At 42.1% G+C, this 24,952-nt stretch carries 26 protein-coding genes; 5 read left to right on the forward strand and 21 right to left on the reverse strand.

All coding sequences use genetic code 11. The features are described 5' to 3' along the window. Positions 1-13: 13 nt before the first annotated feature. Entirely contained in the window at positions 14-595 is a 582-nt protein-coding gene (locus MKX34_RS20250) for a LysE family transporter (RefSeq protein ID WP_076297654.1), read from the reverse strand. A 114-nt stretch (positions 596-709) separates the two neighbouring features. On the opposite strand from MKX34_RS20250, the gene MKX34_RS20255 reads away from it, so the two are divergent. Continuing rightward, positions 710-1,264: an XRE family transcriptional regulator gene (locus tag MKX34_RS20255; RefSeq protein ID WP_038572120.1), complete on the forward strand. Its 555-nt coding sequence runs from the start codon at positions 710-712 to the stop codon at positions 1,262-1,264. Positions 1,265-1,341: 77 nt separating this feature from the next. Here the strand turns inward: MKX34_RS20255 and MKX34_RS20260 are convergent, their stop codons facing one another. Both MKX34_RS20260 and MKX34_RS20265 read right to left on the reverse strand, forming a co-directional pair. Next, the gene (locus MKX34_RS20260; RefSeq protein WP_339203259.1) at positions 1,342-1,929 is read right to left on the reverse strand and encodes a hypothetical protein; all 588 of its coding nucleotides are present in this window, start codon (positions 1,927-1,929) and stop codon (positions 1,342-1,344) included. A gap of 29 nt (positions 1,930-1,958) precedes the next feature. Further along, positions 1,959-2,198 carry a hypothetical protein gene (locus tag MKX34_RS20265; RefSeq protein WP_143763798.1) on the reverse strand — a complete coding sequence of 80 codons (240 nt, stop codon included), beginning with the start codon at positions 2,196-2,198 and terminating at the stop codon, positions 1,959-1,961. Between the two features lie 118 nt (positions 2,199-2,316). On the opposite strand from MKX34_RS20265, the gene MKX34_RS20270 reads away from it, so the two are divergent. Then, a complete protein-coding gene (locus MKX34_RS20270) occupies positions 2,317-2,943 on the forward strand; it encodes a glycoside hydrolase domain-containing protein (protein ID WP_036688810.1) in 627 nt (208 codons plus the stop codon). Positions 2,944-3,611: 668 nt separating this feature from the next. Here MKX34_RS20270 and MKX34_RS20275 read toward each other — a convergent pair. Continuing rightward, entirely contained in the window at positions 3,612-5,438 is a 1,827-nt protein-coding gene (locus tag MKX34_RS20275; RefSeq protein ID WP_076297657.1) for a M56 family metallopeptidase, read from the reverse strand. Next, a complete protein-coding gene (locus tag MKX34_RS20280; protein WP_076143756.1) occupies positions 5,438-5,827 on the reverse strand; it encodes a BlaI/MecI/CopY family transcriptional regulator in 390 nt (129 codons plus the stop codon). The genes MKX34_RS20275 and MKX34_RS20280 overlap by 1 nt, the downstream gene beginning before the upstream one ends. A 273-nt stretch (positions 5,828-6,100) precedes the next feature. Here MKX34_RS20280 and MKX34_RS20285 point away from each other — a divergent pair, with 273 nt between their 5' ends. Further along, entirely contained in the window at positions 6,101-6,490 is a 390-nt protein-coding gene (locus tag MKX34_RS20285; RefSeq protein ID WP_076143754.1) for a hypothetical protein, read from the forward strand. Positions 6,491-6,627: 137 nt separating this feature from the next. Here the strand turns inward: MKX34_RS20285 and MKX34_RS20290 are convergent, their stop codons facing one another. From MKX34_RS20290 to MKX34_RS20350, 13 genes are all read right to left on the reverse strand, one after another. Further along, positions 6,628-7,503 (reverse strand): amidohydrolase family protein, encoded by an 876-nt coding sequence (locus MKX34_RS20290; RefSeq protein WP_076271990.1) that lies wholly within the window; start codon positions 7,501-7,503, stop codon positions 6,628-6,630. Beyond that, positions 7,490-10,660, reverse strand: a complete 3,171-nt coding sequence (locus tag MKX34_RS20295) for a GNAT family N-acetyltransferase (protein ID WP_076297658.1) — start codon at positions 10,658-10,660, stop codon at positions 7,490-7,492. The genes MKX34_RS20290 and MKX34_RS20295 overlap by 14 nt, the downstream gene beginning before the upstream one ends. A 223-nt stretch (positions 10,661-10,883) precedes the next feature. Next, a complete protein-coding gene (locus MKX34_RS20300) occupies positions 10,884-11,903 on the reverse strand; it encodes an LCP family protein (protein ID WP_036688825.1) in 1,020 nt (339 codons plus the stop codon). 30 nt (positions 11,904-11,933) lie between these two features. Next, positions 11,934-13,055: an FtsW/RodA/SpoVE family cell cycle protein gene (locus tag MKX34_RS20305; protein WP_036688828.1), complete on the reverse strand. Its 1,122-nt coding sequence runs from the start codon at positions 13,053-13,055 to the stop codon at positions 11,934-11,936. Positions 13,056-13,154: 99 nt separating this feature from the next. Beyond that, positions 13,155-13,688, reverse strand: coding sequence for a hypothetical protein (locus MKX34_RS20310; RefSeq protein ID WP_036688830.1), 534 nt, complete (start codon positions 13,686-13,688; stop codon positions 13,155-13,157). 90 nt (positions 13,689-13,778) lie between these two features. Then, positions 13,779-15,164 (reverse strand): HAMP domain-containing sensor histidine kinase, encoded by a 1,386-nt coding sequence (locus tag MKX34_RS20315; protein ID WP_036688832.1) that lies wholly within the window; start codon positions 15,162-15,164, stop codon positions 13,779-13,781. Between the two features lie 3 nt (positions 15,165-15,167). Continuing rightward, positions 15,168-15,872, reverse strand: coding sequence for a response regulator transcription factor (locus tag MKX34_RS20320; RefSeq protein WP_036689130.1), 705 nt, complete (start codon positions 15,870-15,872; stop codon positions 15,168-15,170). A gap of 139 nt (positions 15,873-16,011) precedes the next feature. Further along, a complete protein-coding gene (locus MKX34_RS20325; protein WP_036688834.1) occupies positions 16,012-17,094 on the reverse strand; it encodes a Gfo/Idh/MocA family oxidoreductase in 1,083 nt (360 codons plus the stop codon). A 17-nt stretch (positions 17,095-17,111) separates the two neighbouring features. After that, the gene (locus MKX34_RS20330; RefSeq protein WP_235219571.1) at positions 17,112-18,029 is read right to left on the reverse strand and encodes an AraC family transcriptional regulator; all 918 of its coding nucleotides are present in this window, start codon (positions 18,027-18,029) and stop codon (positions 17,112-17,114) included. A 2-nt stretch (positions 18,030-18,031) separates the two neighbouring features. Further along, positions 18,032-19,030 carry a Gfo/Idh/MocA family oxidoreductase gene (locus MKX34_RS20335; protein WP_036688837.1) on the reverse strand — a complete coding sequence of 333 codons (999 nt, stop codon included), beginning with the start codon at positions 19,028-19,030 and terminating at the stop codon, positions 18,032-18,034. A gap of 188 nt (positions 19,031-19,218) precedes the next feature. Continuing rightward, complete coding sequence (locus MKX34_RS20340; protein WP_036688839.1) at positions 19,219-19,578, reverse strand: GIY-YIG nuclease family protein; 360 nt, start codon at positions 19,576-19,578, stop codon at positions 19,219-19,221. 42 nt (positions 19,579-19,620) lie between these two features. Continuing rightward, on the reverse strand, positions 19,621-20,100 hold the full coding sequence (locus MKX34_RS20345; RefSeq protein ID WP_036688841.1) for a DUF6530 family protein: 480 nt from the start codon (positions 20,098-20,100) through the stop codon (positions 19,621-19,623). 190 nt (positions 20,101-20,290) lie between these two features. Continuing rightward, a complete protein-coding gene (locus MKX34_RS20350) occupies positions 20,291-20,845 on the reverse strand; it encodes a GNAT family N-acetyltransferase (protein ID WP_081384083.1) in 555 nt (184 codons plus the stop codon). 116 nt (positions 20,846-20,961) lie between these two features. Here MKX34_RS20350 and MKX34_RS20355 point away from each other — a divergent pair, with 116 nt between their 5' ends. Together MKX34_RS20355 and MKX34_RS20360 are read left to right on the forward strand one after the other, a co-directional pair. Continuing rightward, positions 20,962-21,543 (forward strand): LysE family transporter, encoded by a 582-nt coding sequence (locus tag MKX34_RS20355; RefSeq protein ID WP_036688845.1) that lies wholly within the window; start codon positions 20,962-20,964, stop codon positions 21,541-21,543. A 19-nt stretch (positions 21,544-21,562) separates the two neighbouring features. Beyond that, the gene (locus MKX34_RS20360) at positions 21,563-22,333 is read left to right on the forward strand and encodes an AraC family transcriptional regulator (protein ID WP_036688847.1); all 771 of its coding nucleotides are present in this window, start codon (positions 21,563-21,565) and stop codon (positions 22,331-22,333) included. Here the strand turns inward: MKX34_RS20360 and nagA are convergent. From nagA to MKX34_RS20375, 3 genes are all read right to left on the reverse strand, one after another. Then, positions 22,322-23,470 carry an N-acetylglucosamine-6-phosphate deacetylase gene (gene nagA / locus MKX34_RS20365; RefSeq protein WP_036688848.1) on the reverse strand — a complete coding sequence of 383 codons (1,149 nt, stop codon included), beginning with the start codon at positions 23,468-23,470 and terminating at the stop codon, positions 22,322-22,324. The two genes, MKX34_RS20360 and nagA, sit on opposite strands and share 12 nt — an antisense overlap. A gap of 23 nt (positions 23,471-23,493) precedes the next feature. Further along, on the reverse strand, positions 23,494-24,279 hold the full coding sequence (locus tag MKX34_RS20370) for a DeoR/GlpR family DNA-binding transcription regulator (RefSeq protein ID WP_038572168.1): 786 nt from the start codon (positions 24,277-24,279) through the stop codon (positions 23,494-23,496). 174 nt (positions 24,280-24,453) lie between these two features. Beyond that, positions 24,454-24,933 (reverse strand): DinB family protein, encoded by a 480-nt coding sequence (locus MKX34_RS20375; RefSeq protein ID WP_036688853.1) that lies wholly within the window; start codon positions 24,931-24,933, stop codon positions 24,454-24,456. Positions 24,934-24,952 lie beyond the last annotated feature (19 nt).

Here is a 24,952-nt window from a genome sequence, read left to right on the forward strand (position 1 = left end):
AGGCTTCATTTATTCATCCTATCACTATCGAAACTCCACAATACACTAACAACAATCCCATCAGTATATTAAATTGACTTCTATATTTAGATATCATTTTTTTGAAAAGAGAACCACATAAAACCCAACTAAAAGTGCCCATAAAACCTATGAGAGCTAAGACTATAGAGTAACTCAATAAACTAAAATAGGAAGAATGAGAGGTAAGAATAAATGTAGATGTAACTGTGATTCCATATAATATCCCTTTTGGATTAATAAATTGTAAAAGCATACCCGCAATAAAGCTGTTGTGTTTATCGCCACTTCCATCATTTTCTTGATGTTTACTTGTAATAATTTTAAATGCTAAATAAAACATGTAGACTCCGCCTATCACAGCCATAATAGATTCAATCTTAGGGATAAAATTAATCAGAAGTATATTAAAATAGCAACATAACAATATGATCACGAAAAAACCTGTACCCACTCCTAAACAGAATCTCATTGTTTTTCGTAAACCAAACTGGTTTGCAAAAGTCATTGCCATAATGTTATTGGGTCCCGGAGTAAAGCTAGCAACAAATGCATATAAAAACAAAGAAACAATCACTGAATTACACCTCGTTGTATGTTATAATGTATTTATCAGACGCTATAACGTCCTTATGTGCGTTTTATTGTATATCCTGGTCGTTATAAAGTAAATAGGGATAGGAGAATTACCGTGGAAGAGATAAATCAAATCATTGCGGAGAATATAAAAAAGATTAGAAGAAGTAAAGATTTAAGCCTGGAAAAGGTGGCAGAATTAACAGGAGTAAGCAAAACAATGATTGGTCAAATCGAAAGAGGCGAATCAACACCTACCATTACAACCATTTGGAAGATCGCTAATGGATTAAAAACTTCATTTTCTACGCTAATAGATTACCCAAAGCCTGACACAAGAGTGATATTAAGAAATGAAATTCAACCACTGCTTGAAGACAACGGAAAATATCGAGTGTATCCATCTTTCCCATTTGATGAAAGCAAACGATTTGAGGGTTATACAGTCGAGATAGACGAAGGTGGATACCTTGATGCCAATCCACATATGGAAGGAACTGAAGAATTAATCACTGTATTTGATGGTGAATTGTCTTTGCGTGTCAATGATAATGAATATCTATTAAAATCTGGTGATTCTATCACGTTTAACGCAGACAAACCCCATGTATATTATAATCCAGGAGAATCATTGACCCGTTTAAGCATGATCTTATACTATTCTAGTTAGCAAAAAAACCAAGGTTCTTAAACCTTGGGATCAAATCTTACTATGATAACCTGCGGAGACGCCACTCAGCCTCCCCATTATGAACCGTCCAGCATAAACTTATAAACCTTACCGTCTTGTACATATTCATTATTAAAAAGCAGGGCATCCCCTTCTCTTTTCAGGAACTTCAGGTTATCTCCAAAAAAAGGAAGGTCGTTTGTTTCGGCATATTTTTGCTGCTCTACGTCAAGAAGTGCCTTGTACAACAATGTTTTGGCACTTGTTTTGCGATCTATCATCATGAGGAAACCTTGTTGATTGGACCTAATCAGTAGAAAATCCTCGTCCATTCCCTCCACTAAATAATTATCCGAATTACCACCTAGGGTGTTCAGATTAATCGTCTCCGTTACCTTCCCTGTTCCATCTTCAATTAATCGTAATATTTTACCATCGGTAAGCAGGAGCTGATTGCCAGCTATTTTTACATTGTCACCATAACGAAGATGGTATCCTACACTTGCGTGGCGAATGACCATTCCATCCTTAATAATCATCGTATACCATTTATTATTGATATGTGGTTCTCCGTAAACATCTGTTACGGTTAGATAGATTAGACCTTTCGGCGTCTTCTGAAAATCGAACTGAACAGCATCGAATAACTGCGAACCAAGGTTCATTAGCAAGCGAGTTTGTCCTGCGGAATCTGTTAGATATAAACCCCCTGTTTACTTCCAATACGAACGGCTATCTTTTTTCCCCATCCAGTAAACTTCGCTCTTTGATGCGATTTATCCCATACAACCTTCAACCCTGCCGCTTCCCAGTGACTGGCTGAAACATAAGTAATCCCATCCTTTACTAGTGCAGCGCTCGTACCTTTCCCGCCTCCATCCATAATGAAAGTAAAATAAGCGATCAAAGTCTCTCCTTCTATTAATCCTCTCAATCTGCCTCTTTTTCTCTCATTTCGTGGTTCCCCCAAGAATCTGTGAAAGTTTTCTCATATATTGATAGGGAGGTTGGCGCCAAACCTTAAACAAAATAATTGAAAGAAGGCAATTACAATGGCTTTAGGTTGTGATACAGCTACAAATGTAACAGCAGCAAGATTAACTACACTTAAAAATAATAAATTCACATTCGTTTGCCGCTATTTAAATCGCGTGGAAGGATACCAGGATGGTCTCACCTCAGCTGAGATTACACGAATTTCAGATGGGGGATTGTATATCATATCCCTTTATCAAATCAGCAAATCGCTCGATCATTTTACGAAAGCCAATGGTGTTAAAGATGCTGAAACGGCTGTAGGCTTAGCAAGTGATTTGGGACAAACCAGCAGCACTCCGATTTATTTTGCCATAGACCGCGATATGACCTCTACCGAAATCACAAACAATATAGTACCTTATTTTCAAGGCATAAAATCAGTGCTAGACAGCAGTACTAAAAATTCCAAAGGCTATAAAATGGGTATCTACGGATCACGAGCAGTCTGCTCTCATATTCGAGGCACTAATTCCGCCACAACACGTTACACCTTCATCGTAGATAATGACTGGCAGGGAACCTTCGATGATTGGAACCTGCGACAATATAATTTCAACACTGAGGTAGGAACGAGCACTGGCAAAATCAACGTAGACTATGTAGAGTCCTCCTCACATAGCGGTGGAGGCTGGAAAAAGTAATTTATTCCTCTTTTATCGGTGACGAGGCGTTATACTAAAGCAGATGATGATAGATTCAAATAAAGTCTCGTTATTAAAAAAATAGTAAAAAGACAACCAGGCATGGACTATCCGATTATTGGAGAAGCTCTGCCTGGTGTTTTTGGTTTGTAGCGGAAGTTTAAGCAGATAATGATAAATCGTAGCTATCCGACTTTAAGGTCTTCTTTGGGCAACCCTCGGGGATTAATCCATAGAATTTTCAAATGCCCAGCCGAATTACGATAGAGCATCCATTCCGCACTGACAGCAGCTTGCTTTCCTCACTAACAGCAGCTTGCGTTCCTCACTAACAGCAGCTTGCTTCCCCTATGCTCTCCCCCTATATTTTTATCGCTGTAACTTTATGCAACCTATGAGATAACTGCACTCTATACACTTATTTCGTCTGTAAAAGGCTAACTTCTCACTTTAACTGTATTCTATACAATTAAAAATCACAGTTATCAGCTTTAGCGGCAAAAAACTAAAAAATAGGTGTACAAAATACAACTATCTTCAGGAGCGAGTTTTTCGAGCGAAAATAGCTGTACGAAATACAATTAAAAGCCACTACATATTAAAATCGTCAGCCCTCCATATAAAAAAGGGGCGGGATCTTTGTAGACCACCCCCTGCTCCACTTGCTCTTATTTAGAATCGCCCAATTGATCATATGCTGAATCATACGTCCACTTCAGGCCGTTGTCCTTACTCGACAGATAGATGGTACCTACAGTTTTGCCCTCTTTGCTGAGCAGAATAGGATACAATCCTTCTTTTCCATTAAAAATAGGTGAAAGCGGCGTTTTTTGATATTCATTAAAGGTTTCCGGTAGGGATACCACGAGCTTTTCCCATGACTTACCCTTATCTTTGGTCCAATAAATAACAGGCCCATTATCTTCATAATATCTGAACCCCAAGAATCCGATATCCTTGTTAGAAAACCCTGCCCCGGCTAAACTTTCCGCGTATAAATCGTTAGGATTTCCAAGCTCCGTCCATGTCTTCCCGCCGTCAGAGGTCTGGTATACATAATTTAGCGAACGTCCCACGCCTGCAGAACCTCCGGAGACGATCCAACCATTTTGCTTGTCAGTAAACCCGATGAACTTGGCATCATACCCCTTAGCACCTTCAATGTTGTAGTTATTCCACGATTTCCCCATGTCATCGCTGATTAATACATGTAGAGGGGATTCTTTACCATTCGCAAATCCATATACAATTGCAGTTTTGTCCTCGGAGATATAAAATCCGGTATCCGCTCTCCCCATCCCCATTTCTGTTCCAGTCGTATCAAGTTTTAAAGGTGTTGGCGCTTGGATCTCCCCTTTCCGATAGGAGACAGAGACATTACCATCCTCGTCCATGGAATACGCATTCCCAGCGTCATGCACAACAACTTGTTCTCCACTAGAGCTGTAGGAATAAATAGTACCTGGTTTGAGCGCCGTATCTGTAGATTGTCCGGTTAGGTTCGTACAGGCTGCTAGCACTGCTGTTACACCAACCACTATTAAGACCGCAAGAAATGCGCCTACTCCATTTCGTTTTTCTTTCATATTTAAAATACTGCCGAATCGCTGCTTCATCGAGTGTTTTCCTCCTGCAAAATTCGTTGATAAAGCTACATGCCGAGTAGCATTACTTTGCATAACCGATAAAATAGCTTCGCAGTATTTCTTTCGATATGCTGCATTTTGCTTACGTACAACGGTGTCATCACAATAAATTTCAATTTCGCGGACAGCTTCGCGTGCCATGAACCAAACCAATGGATTAAACCAATGCACTGCCTGCACAATCAGTAGCAACAGCTTATATATGATGTCATGCCTTTTGTAATGGACCAGCTCATGTTTTAAGATAAACTCCAGCTCTTCCTCACTATATTGATCATGCGGCAAGAATAGTGTTGGCTTGTAAAAACCCATTAGCATCGGATTCGGAACTTTACTGCTTATCAGAACCGGAATGGCGGGTGTTACATGCATTTCTTTAGCGACTTGTTTGAGCTTGGAGAACATATCCTCTCTCTGAAGAGGGCTGCTCCAACGTAATACCTGTTTTCTGAAAAAGAAATAACTAAGCAAATGATACCCTAAAAAAAGCACAGCTCCAGTAACCCAGATGTACGCTAAGATATTAGTTATAGAAGGGATATGGCTTACATCCCCTGTCTGGACCGGCTGAGAGATTACTGACGTATCCGCCTGCAAATTCTGGGACACTGAGCTTTGAAAGACAGTTGCTATGGCCTGACCTTCGGGTAGCTGAATCGCCACAGGAGGATTGGTAAAGGAAAAGTTGAATGGCAACAATAATCGCAGGGTTAGGATCAACCATATCCAATAGCTCAACTTAGCCGAATAATGTTTTCTTAACAAGGGAGTTAATGTGATTAAGCCGATAATAACTAAACTTATGGTCACAGAGATAACCAGAAAATCTGTAAAAAGACCTGTTATCATCAGGATTCCTCCTTATCTACTCTATCGAGCAGTTCCCGCAACTCAGCAAGATCGCTTTTATCAATCGCCTTCCCGTTGTATAAGGACATCACCATATCCTGCACAGAGTTGCCAAACAGCTTTTCAAGCGTAGACTTCCCTTCGCTCTCTTTATAATCTGTCTCAGAAATTGCAGCGAGATAACGGTTGCTCCGCCCTTCTTTTTCGCAAGATAGAAAGCCTTTTTCAACCAGCCGTGACAGCACTGTCATCAAAGTAGCAAGCGCCCACTTACGTTTATCCCCCAGTTGATTCAAAATATAAGAGGAGCTAACCCAACTCTCGGCTCTCCAAATCACCAGCATAATTTCCAGTTCAGCATCTGGCAAGCGTTTGATTTTGTTATTCATCCCTATTTCTCCTTGTTATACATTTGTGTAATACATTCATTATACAAACGTGTAATTAAAAAGCAAGCACATTATTTCTAAAATATGTATACATTCTTAGACGTTTATTGTTTTAATAAAGGTTTCACAAGTCCAGTAGCAAATAATAAATAGAACCCTAGGAATTTTTATAAGATTCCAACAATGATAACCAACACACACTCAGCTGAAATTTATAACTATTTTGGAAACTAAGTGATTGGTCTGCATTATTCTTAAGTAAGGAGGTAGGTTATGAAAAAATTTAGTATTCTATCATTTTCACTGATAATTTTACTAATTTTATTATTTGTATTAGTCAGACCCACGCAAAAGATCGTAGGTGTCAATCTTGCATCCGAAACAACAGAAATTACTTATACTGACCGTGAAAGCCTTCAAATCTTCGAAGATGCTATAAGAACTGTAAAAAAAGTACGCGGGTCTGTTGATGTGGGTGAACCGACTTATCGAATGACTGTTACTTACGCTAATTCAAAGGTGGCCGGATTCAGCCTTTATATGGATTTTAAAACGAAAGATGGTTTCCTGATTAAAGCTAGCAATAGCGAAAAGATGCTGGATTTAAGAAATAAGAATTCGGTTGAGCTAGCTGATCTGTTAAGTAAAGAAAAGGAAGATTAAAATTTGGAAACTCAATCTAAAAATAGGCATGGTCATCATACAAATGTAAAAACAAGCCATCCTTTAGTACTAACTAAGGATGGCTTGTTCGTAATTATATTATTTTCCTGCGCTTCAAATATACTGTCCCGCTCCGCTCAGAGCGCTGCAATTCTCTGCTGGATGCGTGGGAATAATGCAAAGGCATTCTCATAAAATACTTTCTCGTAGTGCTGCTCAGGCACAAGTCGGCGGACGAACTCCGCATACAGGTCAATAGGCGCGAGTGGCCAATCGGTACCGAACAGCATTTTTTCATAGTGATCAGAGTACACCAACGCCCGGCGAAAATGATCCATAAACAGGGGTTCATTCATGAACCGCTCAAAATGAGGCCGGTCACCAACAACGAGACCGGACAAATCGGCATAGACGTTTGGATTCTTGGCGACCACTTCGGCAGCATCCATCACCCAGGGATCGCCTAGATGGCAGATCATAAAGTTCACGTCGCGCCGTTGGAACGCTAGTTCGTCCACAGTAAGCGGATGCGCATACTTAAGCAATCCATTCATCGAATACGTATCACCGGTATGAATAACCACAGGCGTGCCATACTTGGCCGCTAGCTCATAGATCGGCGTGTAGATTTTGTCATAAACGTAATGATGATAGTACCCGGCATAAAGCTTAATACCAGCTACCTCAGGAGCTTGCAGCCGTGCCTCAATTCGGTCCAGCTCATCCAAAGCATCCTTTCCTCCGAGCATATTCGGATTAATGCCCACGCATTCCATTAAGAACGGCGGTACACTGGCTTCCAAGTCGAGACCCATCGGATTGGGAGAGGCAGAGTCAGGAAAGGCTCCCTTCGTCTGCTCCGTGACCCCCATTCCAATGCCGAGAACAACGTCGTTCTTGTCAAACTCCGCTTTGAGCCCAGCAGCTGTGTAATCAACTTTGGAGAGGTCCAGTGCTGTCTGATGAAAGCTATCGATGTCCGACAGATGAATGTGAATATCAATGATTGGCATTTATAGTCTCCTTTTTGTCAGAAGCACTAGCAAAGGTCACCTTCATAAGATTACGAACTGCCTCTGGATCCAGAGCGAGCTCTCCCATGATCATGAAGGTCGGCTGTGTCCAAGCGGTTTCTCCGTTCAGAAGTAGTAGATGGTGATTCACACCATATGTGAATACCTTATTGTTCACGTAAGACATAGCTCTCTGATTAGGATAACTATGCACCACATGCAGCATGTCTTTACGCGAAGTTGCACCGATTCGGATAAGCCCCTTGGATTCCAGATGGGCTTCGACCTTCCCGATAGGGAAGTTGCCTTCCTCTGGGAGCTCCATCCAGCCTTCCGAATAGATTGGTGAAGGCTTAAAGTAACTATCCTCGGATAGCGAATAATGCGGTAGCGTCATTCCACTTTCATTGGTTACTGAAATCAACACACAGAGCACAGGAACTCCGGGCAGCATAAGGTAATGCTGATTGATCGTGATCCCCCGGTTTGCTTCCTGCTTCTCCATCGAAGTGGTCAGTCTCAAACCCTTCCAGACGTTACCGTGATCATCCATCTGCTCCGTCCAAGCTGCGCTTCTTGGCTCCTGCAACCGGCTAAATCCGCCTATTCCAGAAATACCCACACCGAGTCCACCATGCCAAGGATTCCACCAGGAGCGTGGTTCTGCTTTCGGAAAGGTGCTGTCCAACCACTCTTCTCCTCGGTGCTTCAAGGAATGCACAACACTGCCGAAATCAGGAGCAGCTGCAATAGATAGAACTCCGTTGGTCACTGTGTAAATGGGACCCGCAGGTCCTTCTTCTATCCCACAAACAACGCTTGTTTCCGTTTGTGGAAACCAGAGGCCTGTTCGCTCTTGAATGCGGTCCTCACCGCGATAGACGACCCGGACCTTACGGCCAGATTCGTTGTGTTCTGGTGATTCTGTATCCTCAGTAGAGAGCTCAAAACCTGCGGAGTGCAAATTTTGTCCTCTTTGCAACTCCATCTCAGCGACACTTCGCTCCTCTTCTCCATCAGCCTGTACATACAATTCAAGGCTTCCATCAAGCGGTGTCATCTTTCGTTCGATTAGCTCGGCATGAAGTGCCCCTGCCGCAAACGGATTTCCACCGCCGAGCGTTAGCTCAAGATGGTCATCCAACACCGGTATGACCGAATTCTGCTGTTTTAGGGCAAAGGCGCGAAATTCCGACCACTTAAGGAAGGTGTTAAGAGCAAACATCATAGTTTTTGTCCGTACGACATCTCCAGCGGAGATTCGGCCAAGATTATGCTCCAGCCCAAGCGGGTATTCCGGGCGAAGTAATTTTAGCGAAGGATCCCAGCAGATTCCGCATGTGACGTTCTCTTCCTTGCAGAACAACCAGTTCTCCGTAATTTGTGCACTGTCCCAAAGACTTGGATCGCCTGAGTAAGCATCGCCCATGTCCACGTATTGGCCCTGATATGGCAAGATAAGCTGTTTACCGAAAAAGCCGAAATTCGTCAACAGATACATGTCTTCTTCCAGGATGTCACTATTGGTATTGCAGACCTCGCTATAAAACTCAGCGATTCCGTTAGCAAATAGCTTAGCCACTCTTTTTATCTCAAGACCCGGAAATTCTTCCGACTCGTAAAGGGCTTCGAGCACCTGACTCTCCCCTTCAGAATAGATCTTTACTTCTTTGGCCTGTTTCTTAGAGAATTCTTCTGCGAATGGCTTGCCTAACTTCGGATGGGTCAACCAGAAATTATGGCTCGAGCCGGGATATTCAATCCACATTCCATTGTCGGTATTATTAAGATGAATAGAGTAGGCGCCATTCACAGCCACCCACTGATCCCCGTTTTCCCCGCCAAAGCGGCCATGCGTTCCCTTCATTAGAACGGATAGCTTGCTTATGAAGGTGACTGCCTTCTCTCCAACCGGAACGGCCGTTACCTCAATAGCCTGTGAATAAAGACCGTATGACTTTAGGGTAAAGGGTACTTGAATAGAAGCCTTACTCTTAGCTGGAACAGTAAAGCTTACTGTACGGTCCGCCCACATCAGGAATTCGTCTTCGGGCAAATCAAAAGAAAATTCTGCTTCTGAAGCAAAATTATTCTCCACATTAAGGTACAGTTCCGAAGGAAGACCCAGATATAGTTCCCGGTGTGGCAGCGCTATCTTCATTTTGAGTGGGAATTTAGGAGCAACGCCAATGCGGAATTCAGCACGCTTGCCACCGATGATCCACTTGCTCAAAACAACGGGGTGTGTCTTCTTATCGTTCTGCTCTTCCCGAACCGAATCAAGCTCAAAATCACCTTCCACGATAACCGTTTCACCTGGTGCTAGTGTTCGCGCAGCAGATAGAGCAAAACGGATATTTTTATCGTTCTGGCCTTCGATCTCAATGGCCAGCTCAGACGCCGAACGATTCTTGATGCGATAGCGAATCTTGTAGGTCGAACCGAACACAAGATCATGATCATCAATCTCCGTGGAGATTTCATAGTCTGGTGTATCAAGAGCGGTCAGACCGCGGCCAGTCTTCTCGAATTCCGCCCGCAAGGAGAGTTCTCCCTTTTGCCAAGTATAATCAAAGAAATCAAAGCCACGCTCCTGGCGGCCATCTGGCTGGATGGGAAGTTCACGGGTACTGTCTGCATACCAATCCAGTTCTTCAAAATAAGGAGCAAGTGCTTCCGTTTGCAATACAGTTGGAATGAAGTTCATCAGATGGACGTAATCTTCATTTTTCTCCCAAAAAAATCCGCATTTCTTATACATCGGTACGGCTTTCGTATTACCTGCCCAAGTGAACAGATCAAGACGTGGCCAGCCCGCTTCTATTGTTTGGCGAACAGCGTTCAGAATCAGATTGCGGCCAACCTTGTATCCGTGATAATCGGGGCGCACATTTAATAGCGGGACATACAAAGCCCCTTCATCTTGACGGTAGTGGGCGAAGCTGCAGAAGCCGACTACCTCTTTGCCATCAACGGCAAGAAAGGCATTAAGATTGGACGAGATCTCCATCTCACGGCGCACACTGTCCTCAGTTCTCTGATTAGTGCCTCCGCCCCAGCTTTCGTTGCTGCGGTTCCACATTTCTGCGACCGCCCCAGCATAAGAAGAATCGTATTCGATAATGCGGATTTGTTCCGCTGTAGTTTTTACAGTCATGCTCTCATCTCCTTATTCCTCAAAAAAATATGAGTATGTATTCGCATAAAGTTATTGTGGATAAGCTCTCTACAACATATTGAAATAACTCCTACGAGTTCTTATTATACTATTAATTGGAAGCTCAATACGAGGTAAAAAACTCTTTCACCTTATTTTCTACATAAACTCACAGCCGGCAGAAAGCTACAAAAAAACTGCTCCTAAGAGCAGTTTTTTGATGTTAATCCACCGTCCCAACATTCTCCAAGTGTAATGAGCTTTCGGAGCTGACGCCTGCTTCCGTACTCAGAGTAGTAAGTGCTTGTTTTAGATCCTCTTTATTCACATAGACATACGGACTTTTCCAAAGAGATTCCACATGTAAGGAATTAATATGCTCTGGTTTAAGTTTAGGGAAGTTGAATAACCACTGCTGCAGATCTGCTTGAGGAATATCCGTCTTCACATTTTCACCAATGATATCCAATACATTTCCCCATTGGGACACGCCTTGGAAATTACCTAGCTTATCCAGAATCTGCTTGATTACTTGCTGCTGCCGATCATTGCGCTGGAAATCGGAGGATTCAGCCGTTCCTTGATTCGATTTACGGTACCGTACAAAATCAAGAACTTGTTTGCCATCCAGCTTCTGCAAGCCTTTCTTTAAATCGATGTGTGTACCATCTGCCGTATCGGTATATTTCATATCCATATCGACATCTATAGTCAGTCCGCCAAGCAAATCCACGGTCTTCTGCAACACATCAAAATTCACCACAACCATGTGCTCAATCGGCAGACCGAGCAAATTGCTGAAGAACTCTTTTGTATTTGGAATAGCCTCTGTTTTGTCTTTTATGTAATGATAAGCATAATAATAATTGGCTTTGCGGGAAGGCAACGATTTAGGTTTTAGCAACAAATCCCGTGGTAAAGATAAGAAACTCGTCGACTTCGTGTCCGGATTGAAGCTGACAAGCATCAGAACATCGGTATTCATTACTCCACCACCGCCATCCCGACTATCTACCCCGGCTAGCAGAAAAATCATAGGTTCAACCGATACCGTCTCCTTTTTTTCCTCTGGAGCAGCTGTGGGCTGGATGGTGACTGGAGCTGCCATACGCTGTATCGCATCATCCGTCTTTTTATATAAATACCCTGCATATACTCCAATCCCTATAATAGCTGCGCCTAAGACAAGACCAATGCTCGTCAGAATTTTACGGGTTGTTGTCCACTTGCGTTTGTTAGACATAATTTCCTCCACTCAGTTCCAATAGCTAATTCAATCAGTGCTTTCATCCTTATGAACTTTAACACTTAACACCATGCCAATCGCAATCATATTAGTTAGCAATGAGCTGCCTCCATAACTAATAAAAGGCAATGAAATCCCCGTCAGGGGCAGCAACCCAATATGCATCCCAAGATTAACGGAAACTTGAAAGATGAACATGGCGATAAACCCGGTGACAATATAGGTACCCGCACGGTCCCTACTATCCAGCGCAATAAAGATCATTCGGTACACGAGCAGTAAATAAAGCATCAGCAGCACGGATGAACCTATAAAACCGTATTTCCCCCCGATGACTACATAGATCGAATCGGAATACGCATATGGAATATATCCTTTTCGCAAAAAAATACCTTCACTGCCCGATAATCCTCCGGAGCCAATGGCTATCATTGCGTTTTTTACATGCCAAGATTTATCAGGATCGCTTTGCGGGTCCAAAAAAGCTTGGATTCGTGACAATTGATGGGGTTCGACAATCTTGGATAACAAGTCGAAGTTGGCATAATACAGCCATAGTATCGTGCCGATCGAAATAATCACAACACCAAGGATCAGAATCATATATAGAGCACGGATGTTACCAATCCACAGCATACTAAGTAATATGCCAGCAAAAACGAGCGCTGTACCCAAATCGGGCTGATCCATTATTAAAATAAAAGGAATTAAAAAAACGAAACAAACCGGTACTAAATCTTGAAAAAACCGCAGCTGCTGGCCCTCTCGTGTACCTAATAGATGAGCAATGAGCAGCACCGTACATATTTTAGCCAACTCGGAGGGCTGAAGCTGAAAGCTCCCAATGCTTAACCAACGCACGGCACCATTGAGGTTTTCTCCAACCAGCTTGACTAGTACGAGTAAACCTATGCCCACGCCATAAAAGAGATACGCTAACCTGCCTAATAGAATCTTATAATCTACCAAAGCAATGAATAACATGGGTAGGCAAAATAAAGCAAATAAATACAAATAACTTATGTAAAGACCGTCTAACCGCGTATCCGTAGTCGCTTCATAAATAGCAACAGTACCCACGCCAACTAAGCAGGTGGTGAGAAAAAGTACGGATCTGTCCAGCTTTGCAATTTTGGTAGAGATGAGCATAAAACAACCTCTATTTAATTTCTGTAGTTTTCTTGTTGTGCTGAGCACTTTTACTTCTTTTTTTCACATTGAAGCGCTACGGATGATTAAATTGAATGATTACCTCAGATCAAATTTGCCCTGATACGCTTTCTTCGATAACAGCTTCAGTTTATCTTCACTTAGCGTATAGATATCCAGACCATTCCCAGCCTCACCCAATGACCAGCCCAGCGCGAGCTCCTTATGGCCATCTTCATCAACATCAAAGAATCCGGCATAATCTAGACCATACCCAAACCCCTCAACCTCGGAAATCTTCTGCCAAGCTTCATTTTCCTGCCTCAACAACATTGCTTTTATAGTATATCCTTTGTTTTTACTGTACTCATACACAACCACAGCTTCGTCAATTCCGTCTCCATCCATATCGCCAAAAGAGATGGCATTATCCTCTTGTCCCTTCATCGGAGTTATCAATTGAGCTTTGTCTGGAAGCCACTTAATAAATTCCTGGCTCGTTTTGTCTCGCTGCAGGCTTGCTTCTGATGATGGAGGTTTAATCAGCTCTCCGGGTGTTGCCGGGACTCCGCATCCTCCGAGCAAAAATAAAGTTGTAAACAGGGTACCAATTTTTATGAATTTGCCCGGCATTTGGATCATCGACTCCTCGCTTGTCCGCATATATAGTATTTTATCTGTGAAAGAGATGAAAGTGGTTATGAAATAGTTAAATTTGAATTCTTATTCTATCGGTAAGTCAAATTGGACAATCGTTCCTTTGCCTAAAGTGCTGCTTATTCGCAGCTCTCCATGATGCAATTTAATGATCTGTTCCGAGATGGATAATCCCAAGCCGCTGCCCGAAGCCTGTTGATCCCCTTTGTAAAATTTTTGCCGCACATTCTCTAAATCCGTCTCTGCGATACCTGAGCCTGTATCCTCTACAGAAATCACGACTTTCCCTGGAACCGTTTGGGCGCTGATTAAAATCCGATCTGATGAACCAGTAAATTTGATTGAATTATCAATGAGATTAATCATGACTTGCTTCAAACGATTCTCGTCAGCTTGAATTACTGGCAGATGTTCTTCTATTTTCACTTCTAGTGAGATGCCTTGTCGGGTCGCTCTAGGGGTAAGTTGTCTGCCGATATGCTGCAGCAGTTCTGTTAGATCCACTGATGTGAAGTGAACGGCGATTCTTCCGTTATCCAACTTAGAGAAATCCAACAATTCATCCACCATATGAGTTAACCTGTCACTTTCGGATTCAATAATATCAAGCCCATCATAAAACAGAGGTTGATTACTCACCTCACTCGCCTTTAAGGTAATTGCCCAACCTTTGATCGAGGTCAAGGGTGTTCGCAGTTCATGGGATACGGAAGCAATAAAATCATTCTTAAGCTGTTCACTCTTGGAGATTCGGCTTGCCATCATATTTAACGTATCCGCCAATGAACCAAGCTCATCTTGATAGCGCTTATGCACTCTGATGCTGAAATCTCCTTCGGTCATCTGGTCTGCTGCCTGCTTCAGATCTTTAATTGATCTGGTTATGGTCCAAGACAGCAATAATCCAAGTAAGGTGACAATGCCAATAACGATTATCCCCACCCCGATCAGTAAAACCGTAATATGTTTAACTGTATGTATAGTTTCCGTTAAGGACGTGATAAATCTGACTCCCCCCACGATGTTTCCATTAGCCTGCAAGGGATAAGATACCGCGTAAATTGCTTCCTCTGTGTTAGGGTCCGCACCTTTCCAACTGCCGGGCTGCCCTTTTATTGCTGCTTGTACATCTATGTACTCAGTCATAGTTAGATCGCCTTGAAGTCCATTTGAGTCCTGCAACAGCCAGCCTTCAACATTAATAATCTGCACCTGTGCATCAGAATGACTCGCAAAACCCTTCAGTAACCTATCCGATTGTTCCTCCAGATCCTGGTCCCCAAAGTATTGCTGAAAAAAAGAAGCCGATAGCTCTGCTTGATTCATCAAGGTTTCCTCTATGTTATGAAAATAATAATATCGCACAGATACATTAAGAATGATTTCAAGAATGAGCACAGTAAGACAAATGAGTATAAAATAGCTTCCTACTAATCTTTTCTGAATCCCCATTCTTCAACCATCCTTTCTAAAGCGGTAACCGAGCCCCCATACCGTCTCAAGCCAATGCGGATTAGAAGCATCAACCTCAATTTTCTCTCTTAACTTACGCACATGAACATCCACCGTTTTGGGATCTCCAATATAATCCTCTCCCCAGACAAGATTCATTAATTCATTTCTAGAGAGTGCTGTATCCGGATGCTCCAGAAAGGTTTTCATCAACTGAAATTCCTTCGGAGTTAATTCAATGCTGTCATCCTGCTTAAACATCTTGTTCGCGTTCAAATCCAGCCGGATCGGTCCAGCTTGAAGTATAGTTCTTTGCGGCTTTAGAGCGGATTCTGTACGGCGCAAAATAGCTTTAATACGTGCTACCAATTCTAATGGATTAAAAGGTTTAACAATGTAATCGTCAGCACCCATTTCAAGGCCATTGATTTTGTCCAAATCCTGTCCACGTGCGGTTAAGAAAATGATGATGACCCCAGCGTCTTTCTCTCTTAGCTTTCGGCATATTTCGAACCCATTAGAATCAGGCAACATGATATCCAGAACCATAACATCTGGACGGCTCACCTCAAAGCTCTGCAATGCTTCTTCTCCACAAGCAGCTTCACTAACCACAAACCCATTATTCGTTAAATTTATAGATATAAAACGTCTAATATTATCGTCATCTTCCACAATAAGCACATGATTGCGATCAACAGTATCCACGATTTCCACCCCTATTACCCAGAGTCTAAACAAGTAAAAAAACAAAAAAACTCTCCCGGTAAAGAGAGAGTCTTGTCTCGGATCCCTATAATTAAATCACAAGTGGATATTACTCTAAATCGCTATAGTTGTCAAAAATCTAATCCAGATACACAGCCTTGCCGGTCTGCGCCGATTCATAAATAGCTTCCAATATTTGCGAAACGACAAAAGCCTGTTCAGGAGTTACAACCGGGTCTTTATCCTGTTCAATCGCTTCAATCCACTTTCTTAATTCTATATCCGGAGCACTTTCAGCTTTTCCTTCATAATAGGCAACACCGCCTGCCCCAAGCTCAATTTTATTGGTGTACAGCTTGCTGAATTTCTCTCCGTTAATTCTAAGTCCGTCCTTCATATCTGCACCTGCTTCCGTCCCACTTAAGCTGCATTTCGCTTCATGTACGTCTAGTGAATTCAGAGCCCAACTCGCTTCCAGCATGATTGTTGCACCATTCTCCATTACGACCATTCCAAAGGCTGAATCCTCTACGGTGAACTTTATAGGGTCCCACGGTCCCCAGGCGTTGGCGGCTTCTTCTTTTTGTGAAAGTTCATGATATTTAGTGCCCAGCACAACTTTTGGTTTATAGTTATCCATCATCCAAAGGGTTAGGTCCAGCGCATGAGTTCCGATATCGATAAGCGGACCGCCTCCTTGTTTCTCTTCATCAAGAAATACTCCCCAGGTCGGTACGGCTCTTCGTCTGATGGCATGTGCCTTCGCAAAATAAATATGACCAAGCTCTCCGGACTCACAGGCTTTTTTCAAATATAAGCTGTCCTCTCTGTACCGGTTGTCATATCCAATGGTCAGCTTCTTGCCTGTACGTTTCGCTGCTTCAACCATTCGTTTGGCATCTACCGCCGTCTTAGCCATTGGTTTTTCACACATCACATGTTTTCCGGCTTCTAGTGCAGCGATTGATATTTCCGCATGGACATCATTAGGCGTAAGCACATGAATAATATCAATGGATTGATCTTTTAATAGTTCAGTGTAATCCGTATAGACAGTAGCTTTATTATTTCCGTATTTCTCCGCTGCTTCTTCAGCACGTTCTTTAATAATGTCACAAAAAGCCACGATCTCAACCTTACTTTGTCTGCTCAAGCTTGGAAGATGTTTGCCATTCGCAATACCACCACATCCAATAATCCCTACACGAAAAACCTTACTCATATCCTTCACCCTCACCTCTAATGGATTTGTTTGCTGTTTCGATAAGTTGCCGGTGTCATGCCTAACCGCTTGCGGAAGACAATATGCAAATAGGTAGCATTGGTAAACCCTTCCGATTGTGCGATTTGTTCTATCGGATAATTGCTTTCTTCAAGCTTGCGGCAGACCGCTTGCAATCGAATATCCTCAAGCGCCCTACTGAATGATTGTTCTGCATTTACTTGCTTAAACACCCGCTGCAGCTGCCTTGAACTAATATTTAGCTTTTCCGCAACATTTTCTAAGGTAACCGTTCCTGAATAATTCGCTTCCATATATTGCATTGCGTATTGATACCGGTAAGTCAGCATATCTCTAACCGGCGCCTCCGTGCGGATCCCGCCTGAATCATACGCTCTAACGGCCTTTAGTAAAATACTGATCACAAGATGCTTAATTGAAGTATAATATCCGGTCAACTTCCCATCGCATGCTTCGTACGCTTCTCGAAAACACTTCATAGCCCCGTGATAGTCTTGTGCTGGGACCAAAGGTAAACACTTCAGCTTCTCCACACAGGTCTCAGCTTCCGCAACCTCCCAAAGATCAGCATCATCCCTGATCCTCTTCTTGATGTCAACATGCAGACATAGCTCTTCCATGGATTCATCAGCATCTGCCTCTTGACGATGCATAACACCTGGTCCGGTTAGATAGAACATTCCTTCTGAAAGAGGATATTTTTGATCCCCAAGAATGACTTCTCCCTTCCCGCGCGGAATGAAATGAAATTCAAATTCAGAATGATTATGGAACTCGACTACTCTGCCCGGTGGAAAAGATGTCAAATGAAATCTAAACACTGTAATCTCGTAATGTCCCCATAAAATCGTGATATCCAATCTTTCAAGCATGTCCTGCTTCTCAAACATCATCTCATAGGGAAAGCTGCTCAACGTTAAGTCCTCCCAATCGGAATTACACAGCCTTCTTTAGCCGAACGGTTCGCCGCCTCCATTAATCTGGTAAGCTCAACTGCCATTTCAACATTTTGAGTGGCAAGTGTATTATTTTGAATATGATCAACCCATTGATGGAAGGCGCTTTCACGATTGCATTGCAGGGCTACTTCTTTCCAGCCTTCTTCTTTATCTGTGGATTTGTTCGTTCTAAGAAGAAGCTTATTCTCTGGTGTTCCGTAAAGCAGCGTTCCTTCAGTTCCATGCACCTCGATAGTAAACGGCGAATGACTATTCACGAAACCAGCCTCCACCACACCAATCGCTCCTGAATCCGTAAATAGTGTCACTAAGGCATTATCTTCCACTTCTTTACCGGTTACATAACCAAAATTAGCACTTACCCCAGTCACATCTTGATCTAAGAAAAGCTTCGCCAAATACATGGGATGACAGCCCAGATCAATCAAAGCTCCGCCTCCACATTGCTCCAAGCTAAAGAAATGATCAGGAAGCCAGCTTTCCGTTGCTCCGTTATGGGATAAGCGAACTCTAACGTAAGTAATCTTGCCGAGCAGTTCCTGACTTAGAATCTCTTGAATAGTTAATGTATAGCCGTCATTTAAACGAGGCAAGGAGACCGTTAGCTTCACTTTGTTCTCGTTAACTTCTGCGATGATTGCGTTAACTTCTTTTAACGTTGGGGCAATAACTTTTTCTGTGAAAATATGTTTACCCGCTTTGGCCGCAGCCATGATTACGTCTCTATGCATATTCGTTGGTGCATCCACGATAACGGCATCTATATCCTCTTGCGCAAGCAGATCATCCAGTGATTCAAAAAAAGGAATATTCAAGCTTTCCGCAGCTTTGTTCCCACGCTCTACGTTTTCGTCCCAAACTGCAGCTAATACGGTATCTTCATGCTCCTGAGCTTGCTTGGTATAATCCCATGCATGCACATGCCAATAGCTGAGCTTACCAATTCTAATGGTCATTTACTTGTGCCTCCCGTATATATGTTATTCTGACATCTGCTATAAAAATAACACATAATAAACAGCTTTTTTAGTAGGAAAATGCGACAAAACATATATAATATTACGACACATAAAATCCGGAGTGAAATACGATCAAAAAAAAAGAAACCCTTGCTATGAAAGCTAAAGGTTTCTTTATACTTGGCTTAATGGGTAAGTGGCTTATTATATCCTTTGTCATCAAAGGGTTGCAATTTCTCGAACCACTTCTTTTTCAATAGTTTAAGCTCCCAGCGCACGTCGGTTAAGTCTTCTGACTCCTTCTGCTCTAATACCTCATAGCTGAAAGCTTCTGCTCCAAGTTCCTTCCAGTCCTTTTGCAGCTCTGCATTCGCAAATCTGCCCATATCTAATTGCATCTGTATAGTCATCCATTTATTCTTCAGGTTGGGATAACTGTCAACGAATATTTTTCCGCTTATTTTGTTTGTAATTTGAATAGCACCCATGTAAGTCTTGAGCTGCTTATATTGTTCCTGAAGTTCTTTACGTTTGCTTTTGTCCATTATGATTCATGATTCTCCTTCCACAAACAATTCTACTAAATTTCAGTACCCCATTTCTTTTAATAAACGGGACAATACCGAAAGTCGTTCTCCAATCATTTCACCATCATCACTAAGGGCCTGGGCGAACAGCTTAATATCATTATCAATCATGGGATTGTCTGCACAGACAGATACACTCATTGCATCTCCTTGCAGCCCAACACGATCAATCATAGGGCTCTCGGGATCATACATTTTCGGAAAACGATAGGCCTCTTGAAAATACAAACTACTTCTGCAAATCAAAATTGCCAGGTCAAGCACTCTGTGCATTGGCAGCTCTTCGGACTGTCTCGACCATTTGTCCCCTGTATGTCTCCATACCTTTGCTGAGATGTCGACTTTTCCTCTATCGTTCCATTGTGCTAATCCTAGGGACAGACCTTTTGCATCTGTGTCCCCGGCGTAGCGGCCATCAACCTGCTCGTAATTTTCTGACACGATTACAGGTTTATGTTTTAGAGTTGTTGGAATTTTCATGATTAGTCACTCTCCATTTTATGATTTACTAATTTACTCATTTACTAAATTACTAATTTACTAAATCTAAGATTCATATTACCCGGCAAAAGATCATCTGTCAAACGACATTACACCCGTTTTATCCAACAAAACAAAAAATCCCTCTGCGCGCAGCAAAGGGGCTGTTATTTTTATGAAAAATATATCTCTAGCTTAAATGATCACTCACATTACACAACCAAACCATATGGACGGAATCAGGTCCCCAATAGTCTTCCACTACTCTATAAGGTTTCCCAAATTTACGTTGCAACCTGACTTGTGCACGTTTATAACCGCTGTCCAGACAAAACCGCTCTACCCCTTGCTTTTTTAGAAATATCATCATTTCCTTAATTAAGGCTGAACCTACACCTTGACCCTGATAACTTGGCATAATGTATAGACTGCCCAATTCCCCTATTTCATCTAACTGATGATCCGTGCAGGTTTGAATATCTTCGCCACAAGCTCCAAAGGAAATCGTACCGACCACCTGCTCTTCTATTTTTGCAAGAAGGAAGTAAGGCTCCCCAGTCGTAGTATCCAGTGAAGTCATCACCATTTGCTTTTTATGATCTATTTCACTTTGGATATCGTCTTGTAAATGATCAAGCCCTTCTTTTTCAAAAGCATCTGGGATTGAAATTTCAAAAACAGAGCATGTGGATTCAAAATCAGCTGGAGAAAGTGTGCTTATGGCCATTTGATTACTCTTATTCATTGATTCGTACACCTCTTCTATTCCCGGCCGGAATTCTTAAAAATCCTGCAATAATATACTATCAGCATTCAGACTGAAAGGTTTATATTCATAGAACTACTTTACTGGAGGTCATCATGAATATATTGTCCTTTCTGATCTATTGCGTTGTCGCTACATTTACACCCGGTCCTACCAATATTGTTATTCTTTCTTCCGTGCAACATTCCGGGGCTAAAAAATCAATGGGGTATGTATACGGATCCACGCTGGCTTTTGGCTTATTACTTATCATTTCTACTCTGCTGAACCGTGTTCTAGTAGAAATCATCCCAAATATCCTGATCATTATGCAAGTCATTGGGAGTTTATATATGCTCTACCTTGCTTATAAAATCTTTAAAATGGGTTCAATGGAAGACCAGCCTGACCCCAATGCCAATTTCCGGTCAGGCGTGCTTATGCAGCTTGTGAATCCTAAAGTGCTAGTATTTACACTAACGGTCATTCCCAACTACGTAATGCCATTCTATACCTCTTCGCTTGCCTTGTTTATGTTTGTTATAATTATAACTGTGATCGGATTTTTTGCATTTACGACATGGGTTGTTTTTGGGACAATCTTCAGAACATTTATGAAAAATCATCAAAAAGTTCTAAATACCGTGATGGCACTGTTTTTAGTATACTCAGCCATTATGATATCGGGAATCCTATAAAGTCGCGGAGGTTAAGAACGTGGAGAGATTTAACTATAAAAAGTCAGCAGAGATCCTGTCCTTATCCGCCAGCCTTACTGATTTCACCTATAAAAAACATTGCCATGAGGAATATGCACTCGGTGTGACCCTTCGTGGCATTCAGCAATATAATCTTGACGGTAGTTTGCAATCCTCTCATAAAAATGGCGTAATGTTGTTTAATCCAGAACAAACGCATGATGGCAATGCGTATGATAAAGGTGGCATTGATTATGTCATGCTTTATATTAAGCCAACCCTAATGCGAGAGATACTAGATAAAAAAGAACTCCGCTTCGCCACTCCTATCTTATACGATGACAAATTGGCGCAGTGCATATTAGCCCTAAACCATGCCATCCAGAATGGCAAAGAGGAGTCTTTGTGCAGTGAACTGTTATTCACTCTGCTTCATTTAGTATCTAATACTGAAATAGTTACCGATCGTAGAACGAATAATAAATTTCTCAAAAAAGCAAAGGAAATGATGTACTGCAGTTTAGACCATGTGCTGAAGCTGGACGATCTCTGCACAGAATTTGGTCTGTCCAAATATCAGTTTATTCGCGAGTTTAAGACACATACAGGAATATCGCCCTATCAATTTTTCTTAAATTGCAAGGTAGAGCGTGCCAAGCAGTCCATTGAGAGAACCAAGGATATCTATGCAGCTGTTGTAGATTGCGGATTTGTGGATCTAACTCATCTGAACAGGCATTTTAAGAGCGTGTTCGGAATAACCGCACATGAATATCGGTCACAGCTGTAAGATTTGCCCTCCTACCATTGTCCAGAGCACTTTAAATTCATCATCCATGAGGACCAGGTCAGCATCTAAGCCAGTGATTATCGTCCCCTTTTGTTGAAGTTCAAGAATATTAGCAGGTGTAGTTGAAGCCATTTGTACGGCATCTGTCAGCGAAATTCCAGTTTCGACAGTATAACGTAAGGCTTCATTCATGGTAACTGTACTGGAGGCCAGCGTGCCATCTTCCAATCGCGCTATGCCCCCAGATACCGTAACCTGATGTCCTCCAAATATATAGTTCCCATCCCCTAACCCCATTGCTTGTAACGCATCTGTGATCAAGACCATTCCTTCTGGTCCTTTCATGGTATGCATCAATCGGATAATTGCAGGATGCAGATGGACATTATCCACAATAGCTTGCAGGCTTACATGTTTCTCTTCGAAAGCGGCAACCACAATCCCCGGATCTCGATGATGGATCGGCCGCATGCCATTAAAACAATGCGTAACATGACTTGCCCCAGCGGCAAAAGCTTGTTTGGATTCCTCATATGTGGCATCCGAATGAGCAATTGCTATCACCACTCCCCGTTCCTTCAAAAAGGAAAGAAGCTCCATGCCTCCCGGCAGCTCAGGAGCAATCGTAACCATTTTAATGAGTGATCCAGCTTCTTGGAAAATGAGCTTCATTTCCTCTAAGTTAGGATGCCGCAGATACTTTTCATTTTGCATTCCTTTTCTCTTGGGGTTTAGATAAGGTCCCTCTAAGTGAATGCCTGCGATCTTTGCTCCCACTTCATGCCCAATTACACGTTTGACACTACGAATCATCTCTAAAAGATCTTCCATCGTAGAACTCACAGAGGTAGCCAGAAATGAGGTGCAACCAGATGCTGCGCAAGCCTTCGATACTTCTTGAATACTCTCTTCAGTACCGTCCATCATATCAAACCCGTTAGCACCATGAATATGCACATCTATCATTCCGGGCACTAACAAATGCCCTCCGCCATCAATCCGTTCATACTCACCCTCTGGGATAGAGGTATCTCCTGAGTCTATCCTCATCACTTTTCCTTCAGAAATCCATACATTGGCCGCTGAAACTATACTATTCTGAAGCACTACTTGTACATTTTGCAAAATATAAGTCATAAACGTTCTCCTCCATTTCGTTATCACTCTTGATTTCGAACCTCTTCAGCTTCATCTTGACACTCAATAACTGTGATGTTCTTCTGATCTAGAACTTCTCTGATCTCGATTGGAAGCTCTCGATTTGTAATTAAAATATCAATGAAGTCAAAGTCTAGCCGATAAAAGGATTTGGCATTAAATTTGGTGTGATCGGCTACTAAAATCACTTGATCAGATCTTCGAGCCATTTCTCTTTTTACCCGCGCATCTTCTTCATAAGGATAATAGAGCCCATCAGCACAGATCGCCGACGCTCCAATAAAGGCTTTATCCGCACGAATTTCACTAAGTTTATCGATAATGGAAGAACCATATAACAAGCGGTTTTTCACATTCAAGTAACCACCAAGTACATAAATTTGCAGATCCTCACGATGGGATAAAATCCCTACATTATCTATTGAATGCGTGACAACCGTAATATCCTGTGCACTAATTTGTTCAGCAACAAACTGTACAGTGGTCGATACGTCTAAAATCACAGTCTCACGATCTTGGATAAGCGCGGCTCCGATCTTCCCTATTCTCTGCTTACTCTCGGATTCATCGATCAAACGATCCTGGTAAGATAATAATTCTTTTTGCAATTCAGGTAACGCTAGACCGCCATGCGTCCGAACAACGACGCCCTCTTGTACTAACCTAACAATATCCCGTCGGGCAGTATCTCTTGAGACTTCAAATTGCGTACAGATATCTTGAACACTCATTGCTTGGTGTTGTTTCAAATATTCGAGTATTTTTAATAATCGTTCCTCTTGATACATAAGGTAATCCACCTCCTAAAGTCATCATAAGTCATTTAATAAGTATTTACAAGCGTTTATGAGTATATGATTAAGCATATGTAAGTGTTAATACGTAAAAAAAGACGAGAGCCGGGTGAATGTGCATCCGCTAACGCCTTTTTAAATTTCTTTTTTAGGATTTACTTCACAATGTCACTTCACATTGCGGTTCCAGCTTTTTTGTATTTTTCGAATAAAAACAATCTGGCCCACATGATAAGCATTATGGGTTGTTACATTTCCGAGTACTTCCCACCATTTACTGTCTGGGAATCCTTGAACATCAGCTTCCAATTGTTCTTTCTTAATCAATTCCTGCCAATGTAAAAGAACCTCTAAAAGTTGTTTTTGCAACGCTTCGAACGTTTTCTCTTCTGCAACGACAAAGGTATTATTATTATCCACTGAAGGAACCGCATGAACACTGGCTTCTTTATACCTTGTTTGCCAAGTTTCATTCCAGTAAAGCAGATGCTGCACAATCTCAGCAATACTATTGCTTTCTTCCGTTACCTTCCAAAAAGCTTCTTCTTCACTTAAGTCTTTAACCGCCACTTCAAAGGGCACATACCAACTCGGATCATTTGCATTGGCCAGCAACTGGTTGGCTAGAACATCATAAGCATGAAACATTCTTCCTTCCCCCATTTTC

The sequence above is a fragment of the Paenibacillus sp. FSL R5-0636 genome (genome assembly GCF_037974255.1).
Taxonomy (GTDB): domain Bacteria; phylum Bacillota; class Bacilli; order Paenibacillales; family Paenibacillaceae; genus Paenibacillus_AQ; species Paenibacillus_AQ odorifer.